This window comes from Rhizobium sp. BK399 (assembly GCF_014194695.1).
In the GTDB taxonomy this organism is placed as follows: Bacteria; Pseudomonadota; Alphaproteobacteria; order Rhizobiales; family Rhizobiaceae; genus Rhizobium.
In genome coordinates this window covers 180946-204314 of the sequence record NZ_JACIAH010000005.1, presented here as the reverse complement: position 1 = coordinate 204314, position 23369 = coordinate 180946, and the positions used below count along the sequence as shown (strand labels likewise).

The following is a 23369-nucleotide window of genomic DNA, read 5'->3' as shown; positions in this document are numbered from 1 at the left end:
AGCGCCCGGAACAACCTTCCGGGCGTTTTTCTATTGAATTTTGATGTACGTGCCGCAAGCTGCGCGCGTATTTCAGGGAGGAGACTTCACCATGATCCGCAACCCTATTCTGCCGGGCTTCAACCCCGACCCATCGATCTGCCGTGTCGGGGATGACTACTACATCGCCACCTCTACATTCGAATGGTATCCCGGCGTCCAGATCCATCATTCGCGCGATCTCGTGAACTGGACGATGGTGCGCCGTCCGCTCGAGCGTCAGTCGCAGCTCGACATGCGCGGTAATCCTGATAGCTGCGGCGTCTGGGCTCCCTGTCTTTCCTATGCCGATGGGCTGTTCTGGCTGGTTTATACCGACGTCAAGCGCTTCGACGGCAACTTCAAGGACGCGCATAACTACATCGTGACGTCGCCAACGATCGAGGGCGACTGGTCCGAGCCGGTCTACGTGAATTCCTCCGGTTTCGACCCGTCGCTGTTCCATGACGATGACGGTCGCAAGTGGTTCCTGAACATGCAGTGGAACCACCGTACCGAGAGCTTCGGCGGCGCACCGAAGTCGCCGGCCTTCGATGGCATCCTCATGCAGGAGTGGGACGCGGCCACGAAATCGTTGAAGGGGCCGATCAAGAACATCTTCGCCGGCAGCCCGCTCGGCCTGGTCGAAGGACCGCATCTCTTCAAGCGCAACGGCTACTACTACCTGACAACTGCCGAGGGCGGTACCGGCTACGATCATGCCGTGACGATGGCGCGCTCACGCACCATCGACGGTCCCTATGAGATGCATCCGAACAAGCACCTCATCACCTCGAAGGATCATCCGGAAGCCGTTCTGCAGCGGGCAGGGCACGGCCAGTATGTCGAAACGCCTGACGGGCAGGTCTATCACACGCATCTCTGCGGCCGGCCGATGCCGCCGAAACGCCGCTGCACGCTCGGGCGCGAAACCAGCCTGCAGAAATGCGTTTGGAAGGATGACGGTTGGCTCTATCTCGAAAACGGCACCACTGTTCCCGATGTCACAGTGCCTGGACTGGCTGGTGCCGTGCCTGCCGAGAAGCCCATGCGCAGCGAATACAGTTTCGATGGCGGCAGCCTGCCCGCCGACTTCCAGTGGCTTCGCACCCCGAAGCCGGAGCGCATATTCAACCTCACCGACCGGGCAGGGCACTTGAGACTGATTGCGCGCGAGAGCATCGGCTCCTGGTTCGAGCAGGCCCTGGTCGCGCGGCGGCAGGAGCATCACAGCTTCCGGGCGGAGACGGTGGTTGAGTTCGACCCCGACACCTACCAGCAGGTCGCCGGCCTGACCCACTACTACAACAGGCACAAGTTCCATGCGATCGGCGTGACCCTGCACGAGAAGCTGGGGCGCTGCGTCACGATCTTCTCCTGTGATGGCGACTACCCGAACAGCCGCCTGAGCTTCCCGGCAGGCAGCGCCGTCGCCATTCCGGCGGAGGGACGCGTGCAGCTTTCCATGGAGATCCGGGACAACGACCTGCAGTTCTTCTGGCAGACGGAGGGTAAGGGGGCGTGGCAGCCGATCGGTCCGGTCCTCGATGCCGGTGTCGTCTCCGACGAAGGCGGGCGAGGCGAGCACGGCTCGTTTACCGGCGCCTTCGCCGGGGTCTTCGCCTTCGATACGTCGGGGCGCGCAAAGACGGCAGATTTCGACTGGTTCAACTACGACGAACTTTGATCGAGCGGTCCGATATCGCCCGGAAAACCCGGGCGATATCGCATCTTGTAATTTAGCATATGCTTTTAAGTATGTGTTATGATTACAGAAGTTTAATCTAAGTTTCAGTTTCGGTTCATCTTTTTGGGCCTAGGTTCGGGGCGTGTTCAACACGAGGAACCTCCCAATGAAAAAGATCACCACCCTCCTTCTCGCCGCGACTGTGATTGCCGCTCCGCTGCTGGCAACGACCGAAGCAAGCGCCCAGGATCATCGTCGGCCGGTTGTTGTGGAGCGCGATGTTCACGTCACGAAGTACAAGTGGTCGCGCGGCCATCGCATGACGCAGGCGGAGCGCCGCCATATGCGCGACGTACGCGACTATCATCGCTACCGCCTGTCGGCTCCGCCGCGCGGCTATCGTTGGGTACAGGTCGATAATGACTTCCTGCTCATCGGCTCGGTCAACGGCGTGGTCGCGAATATCGTCATTCGCTAAGCGCTGACGTCACCATGTGAAGGGCGGCTTAAATGCCGCCCTTCTGATTCAATCGGAGTAGGACGCTGTACTCGTGGGCAGACTGGTGCAGGGCGGGTCCTGCAACCGCCCTTGCCATCTCAGCTTTCTCGCGAAAGGCACTCCTTCATGCTGTTGGCGATGCCGTGCATGAGGTTGAAATAGAGGTCCGGCCCGGCGTCGAGCGTGGCGGCCTCGGGATCGAGGACGCCGGCTTTCGCTTTCGTTCCCTCGATCACCACATCGACCAATCGTGGCTGGAACTGCGGTTCGGCGAAGACGCAGGTGGCGCCGAGTTCACCGACCTTCTTGTGGATCTCGGCAATGCGTTCGGCGCCGGGGATCGTTTCAGGGCTGACGGTGATCGAGCCAGCGACCCGCACGTGATAGCGGTTTTCGAAATACTGGTAGGCGTCGTGGAAAACGATGAATGGCTTGTCCTTGACTGGTGATACGATGCTTGAAATTTCCTTGTCCAGCGCGTCGAGCCGGTCGTCCAGCGTCTTGGCGTTGGCCTGGTAGGTGAGGGCATTGGCGGGGTCGGCTGCGACGAGGGTGGTGGTGATCTCGGCAGCCATTGCCTTGGCATTCTGCGGATCAAGCCAGAGATGGGTGTCGAATACCCCATGATCGTGGCCATGATCGGCGTCTGCATGAGCATGGTCGTGTCCATCGCCATCATGATGATCTTCGCCGTCATCGTGCGGCTCGAAGGCGCCGCCTTCGCGGAACTTGAGCTTTGTGAGGCCCGGCGCCTTGTCGAGCTCGGCGACGCCGGCGTCTGACCCGATCGCTTCCAGAGGCTTCTCCAGAAATGCTTCGAGCCCGGGGCCGACCCAGAACACTACTTTGGCGTTCTGCAGCGCCCGCGCGTTCGACGGCTTCATGTTGTAGGTATGCGGCGAGGCCGCGCCATCAACGATCAGTTCCGGTGTGCCGACGCCCTGCATGATCGCCGATACCAGCGAGTGTACCGGCTTGATCGAGGTGACCACGACAGGCGCATCCGCCGTTCTGCCCGCCTCGGCAAAGAAGATGGCAGGGATTGCGAGGGTAAGGGCCATCGCGAATTTCATCGGCGTACTCCGCTTGAATTGCAATTGTTATGTTATTACATCAATTGCGTTATGCTATAACGTGTGCGATAGCAAGTCGCAACAGCACATTCGGAAAAATGATGTTCTCTCCTGCAAATTCCGAAGCGAAGCCATTGGTCTCGCTTTCCAATGTTGGCGTTCGCAGAAACGACCGCTGGCTCGTCCGCGGTGTGGATTTCTCCGTCTCGCGCGGCGAGATCGTCACGCTGATCGGCCCTAACGGCTCTGGCAAGTCGACGACGGTGAAGACGGCGATTGGCGTGTTGAAGCCCGACGAGGGCAGGGTGGAGCGTGCTGGCGGCCTCAAGGTCGGTTATGTGCCGCAGAAGCTGGCGATCGACTGGACGTTGCCGCTTACCGTGCGCCGGCTGATGACGCTGACCGGGCCTCTCTCCGACGCCGATATGGCGGCTGCTCTCGACGCGGTTGGACTGTCGCACATGCTCGGTGCCGAAGTGCAGCATTTGTCCGGCGGCGAATTTCAGCGGGCTTTGATGGCGCGCGCCATCGCCCGCAAGCCCGATCTGTTGGTGCTCGACGAACCTGTGCAGGGTGTCGATTTTTCCGGAGAGATCGCGATTTACGACCTGATCCAGTCGATCCGCAACACGACCGGCTGCGGTATCCTGCTGATCTCGCACGACCTGCATGTGGTCATGGCGGCGACGGACACCGTGATCTGCCTCAACGGCCATGTCTGCTGCCGCGGTACGCCGCAGGCGGTGACTCAGAGCGCGGAATATGTCCGCCTGTTCGGCAGCCGTGCGGCGCAGGCGCTCGCGGTCTATAGCCATCACCACGACCACACGCATCTGCCGGATGGCCGGGTGCTGCATTCCGACGGTTCCGTCACCGATCACTGCCACCCCGACGATGGCCACCATCATGGCGATGACGGGCACGACCACGCCCATCACGACCACGCCGGCCATAGCCACGACCACAGCCGTGCCAGCGTCGGTCATAATCACGATGACGGCCACGATCACAAGCAGCCCGCAGGAGAGCGCCATGTTTGACGATTTCTTCGTCCGCGCCATCCTCGCCGGCGTTGGCCTGGCGCTGACAACCGGCCCGCTCGGCTGCTTCATCATCTGGCGGCGCATGGCCTATTTCGGCGATACGATCGCCCATTCCGCACTGCTTGGTGTCGCGCTGTCGCTGTTGCTGCAGTTCAACCTGACACTTGCGGTGTTCCTGGTAGCGGCGACGGTTTCGATCCTCCTGCTGTTCCTGCAGAAACGCCAGGCGCTGTCGGCTGATGCGCTGCTCGGCATTCTCTCGCATGCGACGCTGGCGATCGGCCTCGTCATGGTCGCCTTCATGAGCTGGGTGCGCATCGATCTCATTGCCTTCCTGTTCGGCGACATCCTCGCGGTCTCGAAGACGGATATCGTCATGATCTGGGGCGGCGGCATTCTCGTGCTGGCGGCGATCGCCTGGCTCTGGCGGCCGCTTCTGGCCTCCACCGTCAATCCAGAGCTTGCAGAGGCCGAAGGGCTGCAGCCTGAGCGGGCGCGGCTCTTCTTCATGCTGCTGATGGCCGTCGTCATTGCCATCGCCATGAAGATCGTTGGAATCATGCTGATCACCTCGCTGCTGATCATTCCGGCGGCCGCAGCGCGCCGTTTTGCCTCGACGCCCGAGGTGATGGCCATCTTCGCCTCGCTGATCGGCGCTGTCGCCGTGGTCGGCGGGTTGTTCGGCTCGCTGACCTACGACACGCCCTCCGGCCCGTCGATCGTTGTCGCAGCCCTGATCCTCTTCATTCTGAGCCTGCTGCCGAAGCGTGGACGCGGGCAGGTCCCGGAAGGACAACGTTGATGAATGCACCTGCTTTGACCAAGAACCAGGCTCTCGTTTTTGAGGTTCTCGAAAAGGCGGACGGACCGCTCAGTGCCTATACGATCCTCGACAAGCTGCGCGATCACGGTTTTCGCGCGCCGCTGCAGGTCTACCGTGCGCTTGAGAAGCTGCTTGAGTATGGCGTCGTGCACCGGCTCGAAAGCATCAACGCCTTCGTGGCCTGCGCGCACCCGGACCAGAACTGCCATAGTCACGGCATCGTCGCCTTCGCCATCTGCGAGAGCTGCGGCCACGTGATGGAATTCCACGACCACGAGGTCGATCACCGCCTCATGGACTGGACGCGCGGGAAGAAATTCAAGGCGGAGAAGACGACAATCGAGATCCGCGGTCTGTGTGAGGCGTGTGCCGCTTAGGCTAACGCCAGCTTGCAACCAATATCTCGCATTGATTGTGTATTTTTCTATATGTAATTATTGATTGTATTTCAGGTTGAATTATGATGTGCGGCAGGGACTGGGGACCGCGCATATGCCGAAACATTATCTACTCTTGCTGGCCGTGACGATTCCGCTCGACGGATGCGCAATCTTTGCGCCTGCTTACAACGAGGCCGTCTATACGAAGCTTGAGGGTGCACACTCCAGTCTGACCAAGATCGAAACCGCGCTGGGGACGAAGGCGCCGCAACGCACGCGTTATCGTGACGTGGAGCCATATTACATCGAGGCTCTCGCGATGGTGAAGGACGCGGGCGAGATCGCCGGGCAACGCCCGGCATATCTCCAGGGAAAACCTTCGGCGCGTGCCGCCCAACTATTGGCAGACAACATCGAACGCTGCCGGCAGTCAATCGAACTATCGCGAGCCGCCTTCGAAGAGAATGGTCAGCAGCCCAACGAAGCAGACAACATCTCCATCGTTCGGAACACCTGCGGCATTGCCAGGACGATGGAAGGCTCATTGAAGTAGGAGAAACATCCATGCCTGTTGACGCGACTTTCGCACCAAAATCTGCCGGGGAGCTGCTTGAAGGACTGCTGTCCGTCGCTGCGGCGACGGCAAAAGGCCAATGGACCGCCATTCGCGACGAGATGACATATCAGCTGGGCTTCATCGCGCAAAAGACCGCCAAGGTCATGGCGCAACTGGCGGCCAAGACGATCACCGTGAAGGCCGCGGACCTGACGCTGCATCTGCTCGAACTCAATCTCAACAGCGCGCTGGCCGAGTTCGAATTCCTCCTTTACGCCGCCGCGCAGAAGATCCTGAATGCCGTCTTCGACCTCGTGAAAACGGCTGTCAAGAACGTGACCGGGGTAGGCCTGCTGTTCTGACGGTCAGAGGGGACGAAGATCCCGCGCAAAGCGCTGCCAGTTGCCGACATATTTCTCGGCGGAACGGCGGAGCTTTTCGATCGCCGCCTCGTCGAGCGTGCGGACCACGCGCGCGGGCGAGCCGACGATCAGGGAGTTGTCGGGAAACTCCTTGCCCTCGGTGATCAGCGCATTGGCGCCGACCAGGCAGTTGCTGCCTATCTTCGCGCCGTTCAGGACCGTGGCGCCCATGCCGATCAGCGAATTGTTGCCGATCGTGCAGCCGTGGACGATGGCGTGATGACCGATGGTGCAGCCTTCACCGATCGTTACGGGAAAGCCTGGATCGGTATGCAGCATCGCACCTTCCTGGATATTCGTCGCCGCCCCGACCAGAATCGGCTCATTGTCGCCGCGCAGCACTGCCCCAAACCAGATGCCGACATCGACACCAAGCGAAACCTGGCCGATGACATGGGCATCAGGCGCGATCCAGTAGGTGCCGGGTGCCGGTAGATCCGGCGTCAGTCCGCCGAGCGCGTAGACAGGCATGGACGTCTCCTCTCAGGCCACCTTCACCGACAGTGTGGCGATACCGTCGATGCCGCACTTGACGTGGTCGCCCCTCGTCACGGCGCCGACACCGGCTGGCGTGCCGGTCATGATGACGTCGCCCGGCGCCAGGATGAAGAGTTTCGATAGTTCGGCGATGATCTCTGGCACCTTCCAGATCATCTGGTTGAGGTCGCCATCCTGGACGCGCTTGCCGTTCAGTTCCAGCCAGATACGACCCGCCAAGGGATGCCCGAGCTTGGCCGCCGGGACGATCGGCGATACGGGTGCGGAATATTCGAAGGCTTTGGCGACCTCCCAGGGACGACCGAGCTTCTTCGCCTCCGCCTGCAGGTCGCGACGCGTGAAGTCGATACCGACGGCATAGCCGTAGATGCAATCAAGCGCCTTCTCAGCGGGAATATCCTGGCCGCCGGCCTTCAGCGCCAGAACGCACTCGACTTCGAAATGCACATCGCTTGAAAGCGGCGGGTAAGGGAAATTCTTGCCCTCAGCCACCAGGTTTTCGGCGTTCTTCTGGAAGAAGAAGGGCGGCTCGCGGCTCGGGTCATGGCCCATCTCGATCGCGTGGTCGGCATAGTTGCGCCCGACACAGTAGACGCGACGCACGGGAAATGCGTCAGCGGTGCCTTCGACGGGAAGCAGGACGGGTTGGTGAAGGGGGATGACAGTTGCGGGAAGGGACATTGCAGGCTCGTGCTATTTGTGAGTCCCGGCATCTTAGACGGAAAGGAAGCGGGGGGGAAAGTGCGGTTCGCCGATTAGTGGCTGCCGTGCATCGCCGCATTGCTGCCTTGCGCGCCGCAAACTGGCATTTCACCCGTCTTTGCGCTATGAGCGCGGCATGACTACATCCAATTTCTACGCCGATGCCCTGAAGTCAGCTCAGCCGATCTTTGCCGTTGCGCCGATGATCGACTGGACCGATCGCCATTGCCGCTATTTCCACCGGCAGATCAGCCGCAATGCGCTGCTCTACACGGAAATGGTCGTGGCCGATGCGATCATCCATGGGCCTCGCGAACGGCTACTATCCTTCGATACGGCGGAGCATCCTGTGGCGCTGCAACTCGGCGGATCGGATCCGGCGAAGCTTGCCGAGGCGGTCAGGATCGCGGCACCCTATGGCTATGACGAGATCAACCTCAATGTCGGCTGTCCCTCGGACCGAGTGCAATCGGGCACCTTCGGCGCCTGCCTGATGCTGACGCCCGAGACCGTGGCGGCCTGCGTGGCGGCGATGAAGGCGGTGGCCGACGTGCCTGTGACGGTGAAATGCCGGATCGGCGTCGACGAGCAGGATCCTGATGCGGCGCTGCCCGGCCTTCTCGACCGCGTGCTCGATGCCGGCGCCGATGCGATCTGGATCCATGCGCGCAAGGCCTGGCTGAAGGGCCTGTCGCCGAAGGAGAACCGTGAGATCCCGCCGCTCGACTACGAGATCGTCTACCGCATGAAGCAGGCGCGGCCGGATGTCTTCATCGGCATCAACGGCGGCATCCAGACGCTGGACGAGGCGGCCGGGCATCTCGACCATATCGACGGCATCATGCTCGGACGCGCGGCCTATCAGAACGCCGGCGTCCTCGCCGATGTCGACCGCCGCTTCTATGGCGCGGCGCCGGAGGCGGCAGACTGGGGCGATATCCGCGACCGGATGATGGCCTATGCCGAGCGTCATGTCGCCAATGGCGGGCGGCTGCAGCAGGTGGCGCGGCATATGGTCGGGCTGTTTACCGGGTTGCCTGGCGCGCGGCGCTATCGGCAGATCCTGTCGACCGATGCCGTCAAGGCAGGAGCCGGGCCCGAGGTGATTGCCGCAGCCTTTGCTGCGGTCGATTTCGAAGGTGCGCGGGAAGCGGTCGGCGCATAGCGCTGCCGCGCGACGAAACGGAGCTCGGCTGGCGAGCCGCATTGCCGCTCGAGCGTTTCGCGGGGCAGCCGATCGATCCCGCAAACGAAAAACGGCGCCCCTTGCGGAGCGCCGTCCTCTTTCCTGCCGAAGCAGAAAATGAATTAGTTAGCCGAGATGTTGACGGCCTTCGGGCCCTTGCCCATGCGGTCCGGCTCGGTGTCGAAGGTAACCTGCTGGCCTTCGCGCAGCGACTGGATGCCGGAAGCCTGCAGCGCGGAGATGTGGACGAAAACGTCCTTCGCGCCGCCTTCTGGCGTGATGAAACCAAAACCCTTGTCCTGGTTGAAGAATTTTACGGTGCCCTTGGTGGCCATTGGGATAGTCCTTTTCCCTTAGTCTGTTTGGTATCCATCCCCCGCGAGAGGAAACGGACGGCTTTAGCTTTCGCGCCCCCTCATCAAAATTCAGCGCGCGAAGGGTCAGTCGAGTAGTTCACGAACGGGGAAAGAACGTCTACGTACGCGGGTGTCCCCCACGCCGCCTTCCTGCCGGAAAGCTTTACCACATCAGTCCAGTCACCGGCATGCAAATGCCCGAGAGCCGCATTTGGTGACAGCATTCGAAGCAAAAGGCAAGCGGCAATATTGTGGCACGCGATTCTGCGACACGGGAATCGACAAAGATTCAGACACTTGACGAATCGTAAGCACTCACAGCTGATGTTGTGCCGTTTCGGGAAACTGTGCCGGAACGGCACCGTTGCGCTCCTTCGCCATCCCGGCCGCGCCCTGAGGGCCGTCCATCCTAGCGCGCGCCGCCCCGCCCGCCAGCTTGTGCTGCACCAGGTCGGCGCTACCGCGAACGTGGGAGACGAGCGGCTTGCCGCTGGAATCGGAAACCGCATAGGCGATGATCGTGACATCCTCCTCGAAGGACGCGAACGCCCATAAGTCCGCTTTGGGTCGAGAGGAGACATCCTCTATCTTCCGGGCCGACCCGTCTTGCCCTTTGTCCGACCCTTGCGCTTCTGGTCCACCGCATCCTCGTAGCTGCCGACGCCGGTCTTGCCGCGCACCAGCGGCCTGACGGCGTCGCGTTCCGGCTGGCCTTCCAGCAGCGGTGAGAAGCGCTTCGTGCCCTTGGCGGCCTCGGGCTTGTCCGGCAGGTGGCCGGCGACCGGTTTTTCGGTGCGGCCGACGGTCATTTCGTCGAGGCTGTTGCGGCGGAAGAGGCTCTTGCCGGCGGGGTCCGCGACGTCGCGGCCCATTTCATCGAGATCGGGCTTGCGGAAGAGCGGGGTTTCGGTGTCGGTGCCCGGGCCCATGTCGTTGAGGCCGGGCTTGGCGAAGAGGGAGCTTCCGCCAGCGGCCGGCTTGCCGCTCTTCTTGCCGCTGCCCTCCTGCGAGCGTGCTTCCTCGCGCGCCATCGGGTCGTCCATGACGGCGAGTTCGGCGGCCTTGAGGCGCTTGATCTCGTCGCGCAGGCGGGCGGCCTTTTCGAAGTCGAGGTCGGCGGCGGCGTCGCGCATCTGCTTTTCCAGCGCGTTGAGATGAGTCTGCAGGTTGCCGCCGACGAGGTTGCCGCCATCGGCAAAACCCTTGCCCGAGGCGCCTGAAATGTCGGCGCGGACGTGGTCGCGTTCGTAGACCGAGTCGAGGATGTCGGAGATCTTCGCCTTGACGCTCTCCGGCGTGATGCCGTGTTCCTCGTTATAGGCCACCTGCTTTTCGCGGCGGCGCGCGGTCTCGTCCATGGCGCGCTGCATCGAGCCGGTGATGTTGTCGGCATAGAGGATGACCTTGCCGTCGACATTACGTGCGGCGCGGCCGATGGTCTGGATCAGCGAGGTCTCGGAGCGCAGGAAGCCTTCCTTGTCGGCATCGAGGATGGCGACGAAGCCGCATTCGGGAATGTCGAGGCCTTCGCGCAGAAGGTTGATGCCGACCAGCACGTCGAAGGCGCCGAGGCGGAGGTCGCGGATGATCTCGATGCGCTCGAGCGTGTCGATGTCGCTGTGCATGTAGCGGACGCGGACGCCCTGTTCGTGCAGGTATTCGGTCAGGTCCTCGGCCATGCGCTTGGTGAGCACGGTGCAGAGGGTGCGGTAGCCCTTGGCCGCGGTCTCGCGGATTTCGCCGAGCACGTCGTCGACCTGGCTGCGGGCCGAGCGGACCTCAACCGGCGGGTCGATCAGGCCGGTCGGGCGGATGACCTGTTCGGCGAAGACGCCGCCTGCCTGTTCCATCTCCCAGCCGCCGGGGGTGGCGGAGACGGCGATCGTGTCCGGGCGCATGGCGTCCCATTCCTCGAAGCGCAAGGGACGGTTGTCCATGCAGGAGGGCAGGCGGAAGCCGTATTCGGCGAGCGTCGCCTTGCGGCGGAAGTCGCCTCGGTACATGCCGCCGATCTGCGGGATGGTGACATGGCTTTCGTCGATGAAGACGATGGCGTTGTCGGGGACATATTCGAACAGCGTCGGCGGCGGGTCGCCGGGGTCGCGGCCGGTGAGATAACGCGAATAGTTCTCGATGCCCTGGCAGGAGCCTGTGGCCTCGAGCATTTCGATATCGTAGCGGGTGCGCTGTTCCAGGCGCTGGGCCTCCAGCAGGCGGCCGGCCTTTTCGAGTTCGGCGAGGCGGCCCTTCAGCTCCTCCTTGATCGACTTGATGGCGGCGTTCAGCGTCGGGCGCGGGGTGACGTAGTGCGAGTTGGCGTAGATCTTCACCGATTTCAGGTCGCCGGTCTTGGCGCCGGTCAGCGGGTCGAACTCGGTGATCGCGTCGATCTCGTCGCCGAACATGCTTATGCGCCAGGCCGCGTCTTCCAGGTGGGCAGGGAAGATTTCGATGGTGTCACCGCGGACGCGGAAGGAGCCGCGCTGGAAATCCATGTCGCGGCGCTTGTATTGCTGGGCGACGAGGTCGGCGAGCAGCTGGCGCTGGTCGAGGCGGTCGCCGACATTCATCTGGAAGGTCATGGCGGTATAGGTCTCGACCGAGCCGATACCGTAGATGCAGGAGACCGAGGCGACGATGATGCAGTCGTCGCGCTCGAGCAGCGAGCGCGTCGCCGAGTGGCGCATGCGGTCGATCTGCTCGTTGATCGAGGATTCCTTCTCGATATAGGTGTCGGAGCGCGGCACGTAGGCTTCCGGCTGGTAGTAGTCGTAGTAGGAGACGAAGTACTCAACCGCGTTGTCGGGGAAGAAGTTCTTGAACTCGGAATAGAGCTGGGCGGCGAGCGTCTTGTTCGGCGCCAGGATCAGGGCCGGGCGCTGGGTTTCCTCGATCACCTTGGCCATGGTGAAGGTCTTGCCGGAGCCGGTGACGCCGAGCAGAACCTGGCTGCGGTCGCCATTTTCGAGGCCCTCGACGAGGTCCTTGATGGCGGTCGGCTGGTCGCCGGCGGGCTGGTATTCCGAGTCCATGCGGATCGAGATGCCGCCTTCGGACTTGTCGGGCCGGGCGGGGCGGTGCGGCGTCCAGATCTTGCCGTTCTTGTGAAGCGGGTTGCCGCTCTCGATCAGCGCCGACAGGGCCTCGACAGTGGCGGTGACGGCGGTGCCGGCCTGCAGCGAAGCGGCTTCCTCCAGCGTCGTGTCCATGCCCGCGACCGGGTTGAGGCCGGCGGCGGCGCGGGTTTTCGGGTCGGTCGAGCCGCCCATGGAGGTACCGCGCGCGGATTTGGAGGCGGCGATCTCCACCTTCTTGCGGTGCTTGCCGGCCTTCGAGGCGATCTGGCGCTGCGTCTCGACACTTGACGCCTCGGCATCGGCCTCCAGCTGCTTCACCCAATCGGATACGGAACCGGACAGGGGCGCGCCCTCGAAGGACGAATGCGGGGCTTCCTCGAAGCCAACAGGGGCGGGGGATTTCTTCGGAGTTTTGGCCATGGCCGGAATATGGCGAGAGTCACCGCGAAAGTGAAGGGGCAAAGAGTACAAAAGGGAAACAAAAGAATCGTTCGGATTTGGCAAACAGTGGCGGCGGATTTTGTCGGATGCAATTGTCGGCGCGGGCGGCGGGCGAACGTCCTTGGTGCACAAGCTACGCAGGTTTTCATGGAGGAAAATGAGGATGCGGAAGATCATGACAGGTGCATTCGTCAGTCTCGACGGCGTCATGCAGGCGCCGGGCGGTCCGGATGAGGATCCGATCGGCGGTTTCCGCTATGGCGGCTGGGCCGCGCCTTATTTCGACGAGGCGATGGGAGAGTCGGTCGGCGAGATGTTCGCCAATCCCTTCGATCTGCTGCTTGGCCGCAAGACCTATGACATCTTTGCCGCGCATTGGCCTTACGTTGCGTCAGACGATCCGATCGGGCCGCTGTTCGACAAGATCACCAAATATGTCGCCACGCGCAATCCGGACTTCAAGCCAGGTTGGCAGAACAGCCAAGTGCTCGGAGCCGACGTCGTCGGCGCGCTCAAGGCGTTGAAAGCGAGCGTTGGACCTGACCTGCTGACGCAAGGATCGACCCACTTCCTGCAGACGCTGTTCCGGAACGATCTGGTCGATGAGCTGTATGTCTCGTTCTTTCCTGTCGTGCTCGGCAAGGGCAAGCGGCTGTTCGGCGACGGAGCATCTCCGGGCAAGCTGAAGCTCATCAGTTCGCGGACTTCGGGCACTGGCGTCACGGTGAACAAGTATGTTCGCGACGGCGATATCGTGACTGGCTCGTTCGAGTTCGAACAGCCGACCGCTGCCGAGGTAGAGCGTCGCAGGAACCTCACCTGAGCGCGGCTCTCGATCTGCAGAGGATACCATGAGCGATATTCCCGTTATCAAGATGCGGCCAAAGGGCAGGGCTCAGGAGCAGCGCATGCTGATCCCGAGCGAAAGCATGGTCGTCGATGCGTTGCAAAGCGCGCCGACGGGGCAGCTGTCGGATCTGGCGGAGATCCGGCGCGCGCTCGCGGCGAAATACGGCGCGGATGCCTGCTGCCCCGTCACGGTGCAGCGGCATCTGGTGCACATCAGCAAGGAGGGCAGCGCGCCGTTCTGGCGTGTCGTGGATCCCGACCGGCCTTTTGCCAGGCGCATGACCGGCGGGCCGGATCACATTCGCGAAAAGCTTGCCGGTGAAAGCTGAGCGACGGTCAAACTGTCGCAGCCGGGAACAAGGGCAGCAATGCTGACGTTAAACGAGGCTGCCTGTCACAGCTTCGACCTCGCCCATCCCCGGGCGATCCCTCTCTTCGACGGCATCCGGACATTGCCCGCCTCGCCGCCGCTTTCGGACGGAGGAACATGATGTCCGCATTGCAGAGCCTGCGCGCGCTCACCTCGCAGCAGCGCAACACCGTTATTGCCAGCTATCTCGGCTGGACGCTCGATGCCTTCGATTTCTTCATTCTGGTTTTCGTTCTCAAGCACATTGCAGATGAGTTTCACACCGACGTCGCGGCCGTGTCGGTCGCGATCTTCCTGACGCTTGCGATGCGGCCGCTCGGCGCCCTGCTCTTCGGGCTCGCATCAGACAAATATGGCCGCCGTATCACGCTGATGGTGAATGTGGCGCTCTATTCGCTGTTCGAGTTTCTGACCGGTTTCTCGACGGGGCTGACCATGTTCATCATGCTCAGGGCGCTCTACGGCATCGCCATGGGCGGCGAATGGGGCGTCGGCGCGTCACTCGTCATGGAAACCGTCCCTGAAGATAGCCGTGGCATTGTCTCCGGCATCCTGCAGGCCGGTTACCCCTCTGGTTATCTGCTCGCCTCGATCGTCTTTTTCCTGCTCTTCCCAGTCATCGGCTGGCGGGGCATGTTCTTCGTCGGGGCGCTGCCGGCGTTGCTGGTGCTCTACATCCGGCGCAGCGTCGAGGAGAGCCCGGCGTTTCTCAAGCGGCAGAAACAGGGACGCCGACCGTTCCATACAGTGCTACGTGAAAACGTGCCGCTGTTCCTGTGGTCCGTGCTGCTGATGACAGCGTTCAACTTCTTCAGCCACGGAACGCAGGATCTCTATCCGACCTTCCTGGAGACCCAACGCAACTACGATAGCTATACGACCGGCGCGATTGCCATCGTCTACAATATCGGCGCGATCTGCGGTGGTCTCTTCTTCGGTGCGCTTTCGCAGCGGATCGGGCGCAAGAAGGCGATCGTCATCGCATCGCTGATCGCCGTGCCGGTGGCGCCGCTTTGGGTCTATGCGCCGGGACCGGTGCTGCTCGCGATCGGTGCGTTCCTGATGCAGTTCTTCGTGCAGGGCGCCTGGGGCATCGTGCCGGTGCATCTCAATGAGCTGTCGCCAGACGAGGTACGCGGCACGTTCCCGGGATTTGCCTACCAGCTCGGCAATCTGCTCGCGTCAGGCAATGCGACGCTGCAGGCGGGACTGGCCGAGCGTTGGGACGGCGACTATGCGTACGCGCTGCTTATGGTCGCGGCCGTCGTTGCCATCGTCGTCGCGCTGCTCGCCGGCTTTGGTTACGAGAAGAAGGATGTGCGGTTCGGAACGGAGGAGGCCGAGGAGCCACGCGGTCTGCGTGCATGATCGGCCAAACGAACCGCTGGAAGCGGGCGCGGTGTGTCCGCGCCCGCTTACCGTTCGAGTTCAGACGATCACGGGCATCAGGAAACGGACGAACTCGGATTCTTTGGTGTTTCCGTTCTTTTCGATTAGGGGGAAGGTTTTCTCGCAAACCGTGTTGCTCTGGTTTCCACCAAGCAGTGTGATGGTCGTATTGGTCCAGGAGACCACGAAACCGACATGGCCGTTGCCGGTTGCCCAGCTCGGATCGGTAAAGGGCGCATAGCGACGAACCGCGATCGCGCCCGGTTTCGGTTCCTTGAGCACGAGGAACTGGTTCTTCTTGTTCCAGAAGAACGAACGGGCGCCGGGATGATCGGTGCCCATGTGGCCGCTACTGACCAGGCAGTAATTGACGAAGGCGGCGCACCAATCGACCTCGTCGCCGCCGGCAACCTCGAACCATGGTGCGCAGACCTTGAAGTAATTGAGGATGCGGGGGTTCTCGCCGGGATCCGGCCACTGGCTACGTTCATGCGCCGGGAGGGCTGCTTCGCGGCGGGCGATGGTCATCCAGTCCTGCGTTGCCGATGCCGCTGAGGATGCCACGCCAATCGCCGCTCCCATCAGCGGTGCAGGCGGTGCGTTCGGTCTGATTGTGCCGGGCTTCCAACCTTCAACGACCTGAATGAACCTGGCGATCTTTCGGAAATCGTCCATTTTCAGGTCGGCGAGAACCGCAGTCAGCGCAACGCCTGTCTTATCGTGGATGAACTGAGCGTACTCAGCTGACTTGTTCTCCTCCGGCGGAGCGTAGCGGAAAATCGCCTGCTTGAGCGTGAGCTTGATATAGGTTGCCGTTCGCAACAGCGCGATGATGGCCGCCTTTCCGGTATCCTCGTCAGGGAAGATTGCAAAGCTGCCGTCATCGCCGATGGCGCCACAATTGATCGAGAAGTCACCCTTGCGGATATTCCCCGCGTTGCAGTTGCGCCAGGAGCGTGATCCGCCTTCGCGGATTTCGTCGCGGCCACTCGCGTCGGTATAGAGGATCGTTTTAGGTGCGATTGCTCGAGCGTGAACGAACGGTCCATGCGCGCCGGCGGGCGGCGGGGCAGGGCTGTCCATGTTCGCGACGGGTGGCGTGCTGGGCAGGGTCTCGTTGAGACTAGCTCCGTCCGAAGAAGACGACGCGAGATCGTAGGTGACCGAATAGGTGCCGCCGGCGTCGACAATCGAGCCGATCTTCATTTTTGCCTGCGCCAGAGCGGCGAGCACTCCGGCCAAGCTGGTTTTGCCTATATCTGTGATCGTGTCCATGGCGCGTCCCCTCCGGTAGACGACTGGTGAAGGCGATCCGGACGGGCGACGCGCGGCGATGTTGCGGGCAATTCGTTCCGCTGCAGCGTATCGGACTGTCAATCTGCGGATGCCTTTCCTATTAGGCGCACAGCCTTTGAGAAATTCACACAAATTAACATCAACCACTGATTGCTGAATGAGTGATCCTTTGAGGTGTTACACTCGATTGCGGACGTAGAGGCGGCTGCAAGTCCGCACGGGCCCTTGCAGAGCGGAAATTTGGCGATACATGCTGCCGCCAGTTTCAATTTCCGGGAATCACCCATGCCTTTTGCCCTCAGCCCAGCCGCCGTCTGGCCGGTCGTCATGCTTTTCGCGTCGAACATCTTTATGACCTTCGCCTGGTACGGCCATCTGAAGCATAAGGGGGCGGCGCTGTTCATCGCCATCGTCGTCAGCTGGGCGATCGCTTTTTTCGAATATTGCCTTGCCGTGCCGGCGAATCGCATCGGCTCGGCTGTCTATTCGACGGCGCAGCTGAAGACGATGCAGGAGGTAATTACGCTTCTCGTCTTCTCCGGGTTCTCGGTCTTCTGGCTCGGCGAGAACCTGACGTGGAACCATGCGATCGGCTTTGCCCTGATCGCGATCGGTGCATCCTTCATTTTTCGCGGCTAGGCCCATTCGCTAGCTGATGTGTCTACCGCTCCACGAAGGCGCGCAGGCGTTCGAGCGCGTCGTCCCATTGCCGGGAGACGCTGTCGAGATAGGCACGCATATCGCCGATCCGATCGGGTTGGAAAGCGTAATGGCTTTCCCGCCCAACCTTGGTGGAGCGAACGAGGCCGGCCTGTTCCAGCACGTGCAGATGCTTTGTCACCGCCTGCCGGGTGAGGACAGTGCCGACCGAAAGCCCTGCGATCGAGCGTTCGCGCCCGTCGCTGAGGGTTGTCAGCAGTGACAGGCGCGTCGGGTCTCCCAAGGCGGCGAACAGGATTGCCGCGTTCTCGCGGTGGAAATCGACGTTATCTATCGACGTATTCCTTGATGTTTTTCATCTGTTCGGCCCAGCCCCCGTCGTTCATACGGAATGCCTCCTCGCGGCGATGCGGCGGGACTTTGTCAAAACCCGATTCCGTGACCGTCAGGCGCGAACCCGACGACGTCGGCTCGAGACGAAACTCGACGAGCGTCGGCTCTTCCTTGGAATAGTCGACGTTGGGATCGATGCCGTAGGGATGCCACGTGAAGGAAAAAAGCTTGGGCTCCTCCATGCGTTTGACGGTGGCCTGCCAGCGAATGTGTTCGTAGCCGGGATGGGTGATGTGGCCAGTCGAGTTCTGGCCGGGCACGAAGGGTCCATCGAGCTGGACGCGGAACCATTCGCCGAATTCGCGATGATCGGTGATGGCCTTCCAGACGCGCTCGACCGAAGCGTTCAGTTCGATGATTTTCTCGATGCGATCAGACATATCGGCAACCTCCTGGTTGCCTTTTGTCTCATGGTGGCGGCGAAATAGCAACCAAAAAGTTGCGCATTTATCCCAGGACGTCATAGATGCGGAAAATGAAGCTGACCTGATAGAGCAGATTGAGCCAGACGAAGACGGCGTGGAAGCGGCGGTTGGCCGTCCATGCGGCGATGACGCAGAGGATGACATAGGCGATGTTGCGCGCCGGAAACTCCCAGCCGATAGACTGGATATGGTCTGCCCCCTTGATCGCGGTATCGATGATGTCGACGGCATAGGTGAGGGCGAGCGTGCCGAAGAACCAGCGCCGACGCGAATAGAAATACTCTTCGTAGCCGCCATACTCGTCGAGCGAGGCTGGGAAGAGCAGCGCGCAGAGCATGAAGAACAGGCAGCAGAACGAGACGAGAAACAGGTAGATGCCGAAATGCAGCACCGGCACGGCCTGCAGCCGATACTCCCACCACCAGATGTGGATGATGAAGAGGAACATCGATGCCGCCCAGCCGAGATGGACGGCATAGGGCTTGCCCTTTCCCGGATGCTGGATGATGCCGGCGATGCCCGTCAGCAGCCGCGCAAGGCTGAGCGAGATCACCATCCCCATCACGACCTTGATGTGGAGAAAGACCTCGGGCGAGCTGACCGATTCCATGGCCTATTCCGCTGGAACCGGCTTCGGCTTTCCGGTCTCGTCGAGCGCGACCATGATGAACGTCGCCGCCGTCACTTGTTCCATGTTGTTGTAGCGGGCACGGGTAGCCCATGCCTCGACCGAGAGCGTGATTGAGGTGCGGCCGACAGCTTCGATCGTGGTGAAGACTGAAAGAGTGTCGCCGATCTTCACTGGCAGAGCGAATGCCATTTCCTTGACCGCTGCGGTGACGACGCGACCCTTTGCGCGTTCCGATGCCGTAATGCCGGACGCAAGGTCCATCTGTGCCATGACCCAACCGCCGAAAATGTCGCCTGCCGGATTGGCGTCGGCGGGCATGGCCACGGTGCGAAGGGTCAGGGCGCCATTCGGCTTGGCGTCGGTCATGGAAGGCTCCTGTTCAAGAAAAACGGACAACGATTCCGAGGGACCCTAGCGCAGATGCCCTGGAAGCGAAACGCGCTGATGTCTGGAGGTGAGGCGTCCCTCTCCCAAACTCAGACTATAGTTCTATGAGATATTACCTAGCGTGCTTTGGTGCAATGTTGGGCGGTCAATATAAATCAATGACTTGCGCGAATATGCGAGACATTTGAGAAAATCATCACCTTGCGGCAATTCAGTGAGATCTAATTAAAATTCACCATCCAGTAAGGCCCGCATAGCAGTATTTGACTATGATCAAATTCTGAACTGCTGGGGCTCAATGCGTAACGTCAAGATTTCCACCCGCCTCTATTCTCTTGTGGGGCTGGCGCTGACTATTCTGGTGCTCGCCATCACCTTCTTCCTGAACTATTCGCATGCCAAGCTGGAGAGCGAGCGCAAGCATGGTCTTGCGCAGATGGACGCGACGGCGATCGCCATCTTCGAGAAATACTACAAGCTGGAACAGTCCGGCGCGATGACGCGAGAGCAGGCGCAAACTGCGGCGAAAGACGTGATCTCGGCCATGCGCTACGGCGGCAATGGCTACTTCTGGATCAATGACATGCATCCGACGATGATCATGCATCCGATCAAGCCGGAGCTGAACGGAACGGATCTGTCCCAGAACAAGGATCCGACCGGGAAATTCATCTTCGTTGAGTTCGCCAACACCGTGAAGAAGAGCGGCGAAGGCTTTGTCGACTACTACTGGCCGAAGCCGGGTGCGGCAGAGCCGGTGCTGAAATACTCGCATGTGGTCGGCTTCGAACCTTGGGGCTGGGTCGTCGGCACAGGCGTCTATGCCGACGATCTTGCGGCCCTTTATCGTCAGAATGCGATCTGGGCGGGCGGCGCCTGCCTTGTCGGCGCGATTGTCATCATCGCGGTTGCCTTTGGCATTGTGCGCAGCGTGACGTCGCCGATCGCTCGGCTCAAGGGCGCGATGAACGCCATTGCCGATGAGCATGATGCGGTCGACATCGTCGATCACGACAGACGTGACGAGATCGGCGCGATGGCGAAATCCCTGCTTGTGTTGCGGGATTCCGTCCGTGAGCGCGCGGTCATGCGGGATCGCGAGGGCCGGCATCAGTCGCAGATCGAGGAGGAGCGTCGGGGCAACGAGGCCAATTTGCGCTCGGCGGCGGATCGTCAGAGCCTTGCCATCCAGTCGCTCGGTGCCGGCCTCGAGAAACTGGCGGTCGGCGACCTGACCGTGTCGATCGACGATCTCGGCGACGACTATGCCAAGCTGCGATCCGACTTCAACTCCGCGGTTGGCGCGCTGAATGGGGTTATCCAGGCGATCGCGGAATCGACGCGTGTCGTCAACGACAGCGCCGGCAATATCAGCGGAGCAACAAACAATCTGTCGAAGCGCACCGAACAGCAGGCGGCCGCCCTTGAAGAGACAGCGGCGGCTCTTGACGAAATTACTGCGACGGTGCGGACGGCGTCGGAACGCGCGGCGGAGGCTCGCGAGATGGTAGCGGAAACCAAGACCAGCGCCGGCAAGTCGGGTGAGATTGTCCGCAATGCGGTAACTGCGATGAACCGGATCGAGGATTCGTCCAACCGTATCGGTCAGATCATCGGCGTCATCGACGAGATTGCCTTCCAGACGAACCTGCTCGCACTCAATGCCGGTGTCGAGGCGGCGCGTGCAGGCGAGGCGGGACGCGGCTTCGCCGTGGTCGCACAGGAAGTGCGTGAGTTGGCGCAACGCTCGGCCAATGCCGCAAAGGAGATCAAGGTGCTGATCAGCACCTCGGCAAGCGAGGTCGGCAACGGCGTCATGCTGGTGCGCTCCACCGGCGACGCCCTGCTCGAAATCGAGGAACTGGTCAATCGCGTCAACAACCATGTCGCGTCGATCGCCACAGCGGCGCGCGAGCAGGCGACGGGGCTCAACGAGATCAACACCTCGGTCAATCACATGGACCAGATGACGCAGCAGAATGCCGCGATGGTGGAAGAGACTACGGCTGCAAGCCAGACGCTGGCCGAGGAAAGCCGGCAGCTGAGCACATTGCTCGCCAACTTCAGACTGCGCGCTGCCACTGGCGGTGCCGCGGGCCGGATGTCCCACGCCGCCTGACTACTCGGCTAACGACGCATCGAAAGTCTCCCGCGCAATGTTGCGGGGGACTTTTTTCGTGCCGGCTACCTGTTCGTGCGTCCCTTGAATTTGCGCTTTCAGATAGTAAGGTGCGAGGCGTCCCGTAGCGGAGGCTAGGAATGCTTCGATTCTCGCCTTGCGTGCCGATGAGTTTGTTCGGCCTCGTGTTTTGCATGTCGTCGATAGCGTTTTCACCGAGCAGGGCTGCTGACTTCGATGCTGAGCGCATGGAGCCGGAGAGGGAATGGGCAGTCATCGTCAGCCCATATGCCTGGGCCGCCTCGCTGAATGGCAGTGGATCGCTCGCCGGCTTCGACACGGATGTGGACGTGCCGTTCTCCGAGATTTTCGATCGCCTCGATTTCGTCCTGATGGGAAATGTCGAGGTTACGAACGGAAAATGGGGCGTCTATTTCGATGGGCAGCACGTTCAGACAAGTCAGGATGAAGAGGCTTTCGCGCACGAGATCGGGCTTGATATCAAGACCACGACACTCTCGGCAGGCGCATTCTTCAAGGCCTACGAGATTGATCTGGGTGGGCAGACAGTCTTTGGAAAACCTCGAACGATCGCCTTCGAGCCAACCGCCGGGGTTCGTTGGACTGAGCTGAAGGCAGATGTTTCCGCTTTCGGCACCAGTACCACGAAGAGCGCCGACTGGACCGATCCATTTATCGGCCTTCGGATGAATGCGGATCTCACCGAGCGCTGGAATCTGTTTGCCGAGGCTGACATCGGCGGTTTCGATGTCGGATCGAAGGTCAGCGTCAATGCGCAGGCCTATCTCGGCTACCGGATGGAGATGTTCGGCAAGCCGACGATCCTGAGGGCTGGCTATCGTTTGCTGTATCAGGACTACGAAAACGACGATTTCACCGGCGTGAACAAATTTCGCTGGGATGTCAGCCAACACGGTCCTGTCGTCGGCTTCTCGATGCGCTTCTAGTTCAGTTCAAACAAAGGATGGAGTAGCGGATGATCTTCGGCAGTAGCCCTCTGGCTCGTTCACTTGTTGCGCTCGCCGTCGGATCGATGTTGGTCCTTGGGCAGACAGCGGCTGAGGCATGCACGCGCCTGGTCTATCTCGGCCCGGATGGAAACATCATCACTGCCCGGTCGATGGACTGGAAGAGCGATGTCGCCACGAACCTTTGGGTGCTGCCGCGTGGCATCGAGCGCAACGGCGAGGCTGGTCCGAACTCCATCAAGTGGACAGCGAAATATGGCAGCGTGGTCGCCACCGGATACGACGTATCCACGACCGATGGGGTCAACGAGGCGGGCCTCAATGTCAATCTGCTGTGGCTCGTGGAGTCCGAGTATCCGAAGTTCGACAAGGACAGCAAGCCGGGCCTGACGATCGCGGCGTGGGGGCAATATGTGCTCGACAACTTTGCGTCCGTCGACGAGGCGGTGGCAGCGCTTGAAAAGGAGCCCTTCACCGTTGTCACCGACAACGTCCCGGGCGAGAACCGCCTGACGACGCTGCACCTTTCGATGTCCGACAAGACTGGCGACAGTGCGATCGTGGAGTACATCAACGGTAGGCAAGTCATCCACCATGACCGAAAATATCAGGTGATGACGAACTCGCCGATCTTTGACGAGCAACTCGCCCTGAATTCCTATTGGAAGCAGATCGGCGGGACGGTCATGCTGCCGGGCACAAACCGCGCCTCCGACCGGTTCGCGCGTGCGTCCTTCTACGTGAATGCCATTCCCAAGGACGAAGATCCGAATAGGGCCCTGGCGAGCGTCTTCAGCGTCATTCGAAACGCTTCCGTGCCTTACGGCTTGAACACGCCGGAAGAGCCGAACATCTCCTCGACACGTTGGCGGACGGTCGTAGATCACAAGCGTATGCTCTACTTCTTCGAGTCAGCGCTGACGCCCAATACGTTTTGGGTCGATCTCAAGGCAATCGACTTCTCCAAGGACAGCGGTAAGGTGATGAAGCTCGATCTGGGCGAGAACCAGGATCACACCTACGCCGGAGACGCGACGAAGGACTTCAAGGAGTCCGCGCCGTTCAAGTTCCTCGGACTTTAGATGTGGCAAGACTGGGCA

General features: G+C 61.2%; 25 protein-coding genes. 15 read left to right on the top strand and 10 right to left on the bottom strand.

The window, feature by feature from the left end; genetic code table 11:
• Nucleotides 1–91: 91 nt before the first annotated feature.
• A complete protein-coding gene (locus FHT97_RS13520; RefSeq protein WP_183862804.1) occupies nucleotides 92–1705 on the top strand; it encodes a glycoside hydrolase family 43 protein in 1614 nt (537 codons plus the stop codon).
• Nucleotides 1706–1871: 166 nt separating this feature from the next.
• The gene (locus FHT97_RS13515) at nucleotides 1872–2183 is read left to right on the top strand and encodes an RcnB family protein (protein ID WP_183756331.1); all 312 of its coding nucleotides are present in this window, start codon (nucleotides 1872–1874) and stop codon (nucleotides 2181–2183) included.
• A gap of 119 nt (nucleotides 2184–2302) precedes the next feature.
• Here FHT97_RS13515 and znuA read toward each other — a convergent pair whose 3' ends face one another.
• The gene (gene znuA / locus FHT97_RS13510; protein ID WP_183862802.1) at nucleotides 2303–3277 is read right to left on the bottom strand and encodes a zinc ABC transporter substrate-binding protein ZnuA; all 975 of its coding nucleotides are present in this window, start codon (nucleotides 3275–3277) and stop codon (nucleotides 2303–2305) included.
• 101 nt (nucleotides 3278–3378) lie between these two features.
• Between znuA and FHT97_RS13505 the strand changes: the two genes are divergently transcribed.
• The 5 genes from FHT97_RS13505 to FHT97_RS13485 all read left to right on the top strand — a co-directional run bounded on the left by FHT97_RS13505 (nucleotide 3379) and on the right by FHT97_RS13485 (nucleotide 6441).
• Nucleotides 3379–4317, top strand: coding sequence for a metal ABC transporter ATP-binding protein (locus FHT97_RS13505; RefSeq protein WP_183862801.1), 939 nt, complete (start codon nucleotides 3379–3381; stop codon nucleotides 4315–4317).
• Entirely contained in the window at nucleotides 4310–5122 is an 813-nt protein-coding gene (gene znuB, locus FHT97_RS13500; RefSeq protein ID WP_183756334.1) for a zinc ABC transporter permease subunit ZnuB, read from the top strand. The genes FHT97_RS13505 and znuB overlap by 8 nt, the downstream gene beginning before the upstream one ends.
• The gene (locus FHT97_RS13495) at nucleotides 5122–5520 is read left to right on the top strand and encodes a Fur family transcriptional regulator (RefSeq protein WP_016554263.1); all 399 of its coding nucleotides are present in this window, start codon (nucleotides 5122–5124) and stop codon (nucleotides 5518–5520) included. The genes znuB and FHT97_RS13495 overlap by 1 nt, the downstream gene beginning before the upstream one ends.
• 115 nt (nucleotides 5521–5635) lie before the next feature.
• A complete protein-coding gene (locus FHT97_RS13490) occupies nucleotides 5636–6076 on the top strand; it encodes a hypothetical protein (protein ID WP_183862799.1) in 441 nt (146 codons plus the stop codon).
• Between the two features lie 11 nt (nucleotides 6077–6087).
• Nucleotides 6088–6441: a hypothetical protein gene (locus FHT97_RS13485; protein ID WP_183862797.1), complete on the top strand. Its 354-nt coding sequence runs from the start codon at nucleotides 6088–6090 to the stop codon at nucleotides 6439–6441.
• A 3-nt stretch (nucleotides 6442–6444) separates the two neighbouring features.
• On the opposite strand, the gene FHT97_RS13480 is transcribed toward FHT97_RS13485, so the two are convergent.
• Complete coding sequence (locus tag FHT97_RS13480) at nucleotides 6445–6972, bottom strand: gamma carbonic anhydrase family protein (protein ID WP_183862795.1); 528 nt, start codon at nucleotides 6970–6972, stop codon at nucleotides 6445–6447.
• A 12-nt stretch (nucleotides 6973–6984) separates the two neighbouring features.
• A complete protein-coding gene (locus FHT97_RS13475) occupies nucleotides 6985–7680 on the bottom strand; it encodes a fumarylacetoacetate hydrolase family protein (RefSeq protein WP_183862793.1) in 696 nt (231 codons plus the stop codon).
• 187 nt (nucleotides 7681–7867) lie between these two features.
• Between FHT97_RS13475 and dusA the strand changes: the two genes are divergently transcribed.
• Entirely contained in the window at nucleotides 7868–8866 is a 999-nt protein-coding gene (gene dusA, locus FHT97_RS13470; RefSeq protein ID WP_183863026.1) for a tRNA dihydrouridine(20/20a) synthase DusA, read from the top strand.
• Between the two features lie 143 nt (nucleotides 8867–9009).
• On the opposite strand, the gene FHT97_RS13465 is transcribed toward dusA, so the two are convergent.
• Nucleotides 9010–9222: a cold-shock protein gene (locus tag FHT97_RS13465; protein WP_007533154.1), complete on the bottom strand. Its 213-nt coding sequence runs from the start codon at nucleotides 9220–9222 to the stop codon at nucleotides 9010–9012.
• 605 nt (nucleotides 9223–9827) lie between these two features.
• A complete protein-coding gene (gene uvrB, locus FHT97_RS13460; RefSeq protein ID WP_183863024.1) occupies nucleotides 9828–12740 on the bottom strand; it encodes an excinuclease ABC subunit UvrB in 2913 nt (970 codons plus the stop codon).
• Nucleotides 12741–12924: 184 nt separating this feature from the next.
• Here uvrB and FHT97_RS13455 point away from each other — a divergent pair, with 184 nt between their 5' ends.
• From FHT97_RS13455 to FHT97_RS13445, 3 genes are all read left to right on the top strand, one after another.
• Nucleotides 12925–13584: a dihydrofolate reductase family protein gene (locus FHT97_RS13455; protein WP_183862791.1), complete on the top strand. Its 660-nt coding sequence runs from the start codon at nucleotides 12925–12927 to the stop codon at nucleotides 13582–13584.
• A 28-nt stretch (nucleotides 13585–13612) separates the two neighbouring features.
• The gene (locus FHT97_RS13450) at nucleotides 13613–13939 is read left to right on the top strand and encodes a hypothetical protein (RefSeq protein ID WP_183862789.1); all 327 of its coding nucleotides are present in this window, start codon (nucleotides 13613–13615) and stop codon (nucleotides 13937–13939) included.
• Between the two features lie 161 nt (nucleotides 13940–14100).
• Nucleotides 14101–15348, top strand: coding sequence for an MFS transporter (locus FHT97_RS13445; RefSeq protein ID WP_183863022.1), 1248 nt, complete (start codon nucleotides 14101–14103; stop codon nucleotides 15346–15348).
• Between the two features lie 60 nt (nucleotides 15349–15408).
• Here the strand turns inward: FHT97_RS13445 and FHT97_RS13440 are convergent, their stop codons facing one another.
• Nucleotides 15409–16644, bottom strand: a complete 1236-nt coding sequence (locus tag FHT97_RS13440; protein ID WP_183862788.1) for a TIGR02594 family protein — start codon at nucleotides 16642–16644, stop codon at nucleotides 15409–15411.
• A 306-nt stretch (nucleotides 16645–16950) separates the two neighbouring features.
• Between FHT97_RS13440 and FHT97_RS13435 the strand changes: the two genes are divergently transcribed.
• Nucleotides 16951–17304 (top strand): DMT family protein, encoded by a 354-nt coding sequence (locus FHT97_RS13435; RefSeq protein ID WP_183862786.1) that lies wholly within the window; start codon nucleotides 16951–16953, stop codon nucleotides 17302–17304.
• A 22-nt stretch (nucleotides 17305–17326) separates the two neighbouring features.
• Here the strand turns inward: FHT97_RS13435 and FHT97_RS13430 are convergent, their stop codons facing one another.
• From FHT97_RS13430 to FHT97_RS13415, 4 genes are all read right to left on the bottom strand, one after another.
• Nucleotides 17327–17659: a metalloregulator ArsR/SmtB family transcription factor gene (locus FHT97_RS13430; protein ID WP_259128571.1), complete on the bottom strand. Its 333-nt coding sequence runs from the start codon at nucleotides 17657–17659 to the stop codon at nucleotides 17327–17329.
• A complete protein-coding gene (locus FHT97_RS13425; RefSeq protein WP_183862784.1) occupies nucleotides 17652–18098 on the bottom strand; it encodes an SRPBCC family protein in 447 nt (148 codons plus the stop codon). The genes FHT97_RS13430 and FHT97_RS13425 overlap by 8 nt, the downstream gene beginning before the upstream one ends.
• A gap of 67 nt (nucleotides 18099–18165) precedes the next feature.
• Nucleotides 18166–18753 (bottom strand): hypothetical protein, encoded by a 588-nt coding sequence (locus FHT97_RS13420; protein ID WP_183756347.1) that lies wholly within the window; start codon nucleotides 18751–18753, stop codon nucleotides 18166–18168.
• A gap of 3 nt (nucleotides 18754–18756) precedes the next feature.
• Complete coding sequence (locus FHT97_RS13415) at nucleotides 18757–19140, bottom strand: acyl-CoA thioesterase (protein ID WP_016554248.1); 384 nt, start codon at nucleotides 19138–19140, stop codon at nucleotides 18757–18759.
• 319 nt (nucleotides 19141–19459) lie between these two features.
• Between FHT97_RS13415 and FHT97_RS13410 the strand changes: the two genes are divergently transcribed.
• From FHT97_RS13410 to FHT97_RS13400, 3 genes are all read left to right on the top strand, one after another.
• Nucleotides 19460–21280, top strand: a complete 1821-nt coding sequence (locus FHT97_RS13410; RefSeq protein ID WP_183862782.1) for a methyl-accepting chemotaxis protein — start codon at nucleotides 19460–19462, stop codon at nucleotides 21278–21280.
• Between the two features lie 140 nt (nucleotides 21281–21420).
• On the top strand, nucleotides 21421–22248 hold the full coding sequence (locus FHT97_RS13405) for a hypothetical protein (RefSeq protein ID WP_246712620.1): 828 nt from the start codon (nucleotides 21421–21423) through the stop codon (nucleotides 22246–22248).
• A gap of 29 nt (nucleotides 22249–22277) precedes the next feature.
• The gene (locus FHT97_RS13400; RefSeq protein WP_183862780.1) at nucleotides 22278–23351 is read left to right on the top strand and encodes a linear amide C-N hydrolase; all 1074 of its coding nucleotides are present in this window, start codon (nucleotides 22278–22280) and stop codon (nucleotides 23349–23351) included.
• The last annotated feature ends 18 nt before the right edge of the window (nucleotides 23352–23369 follow it).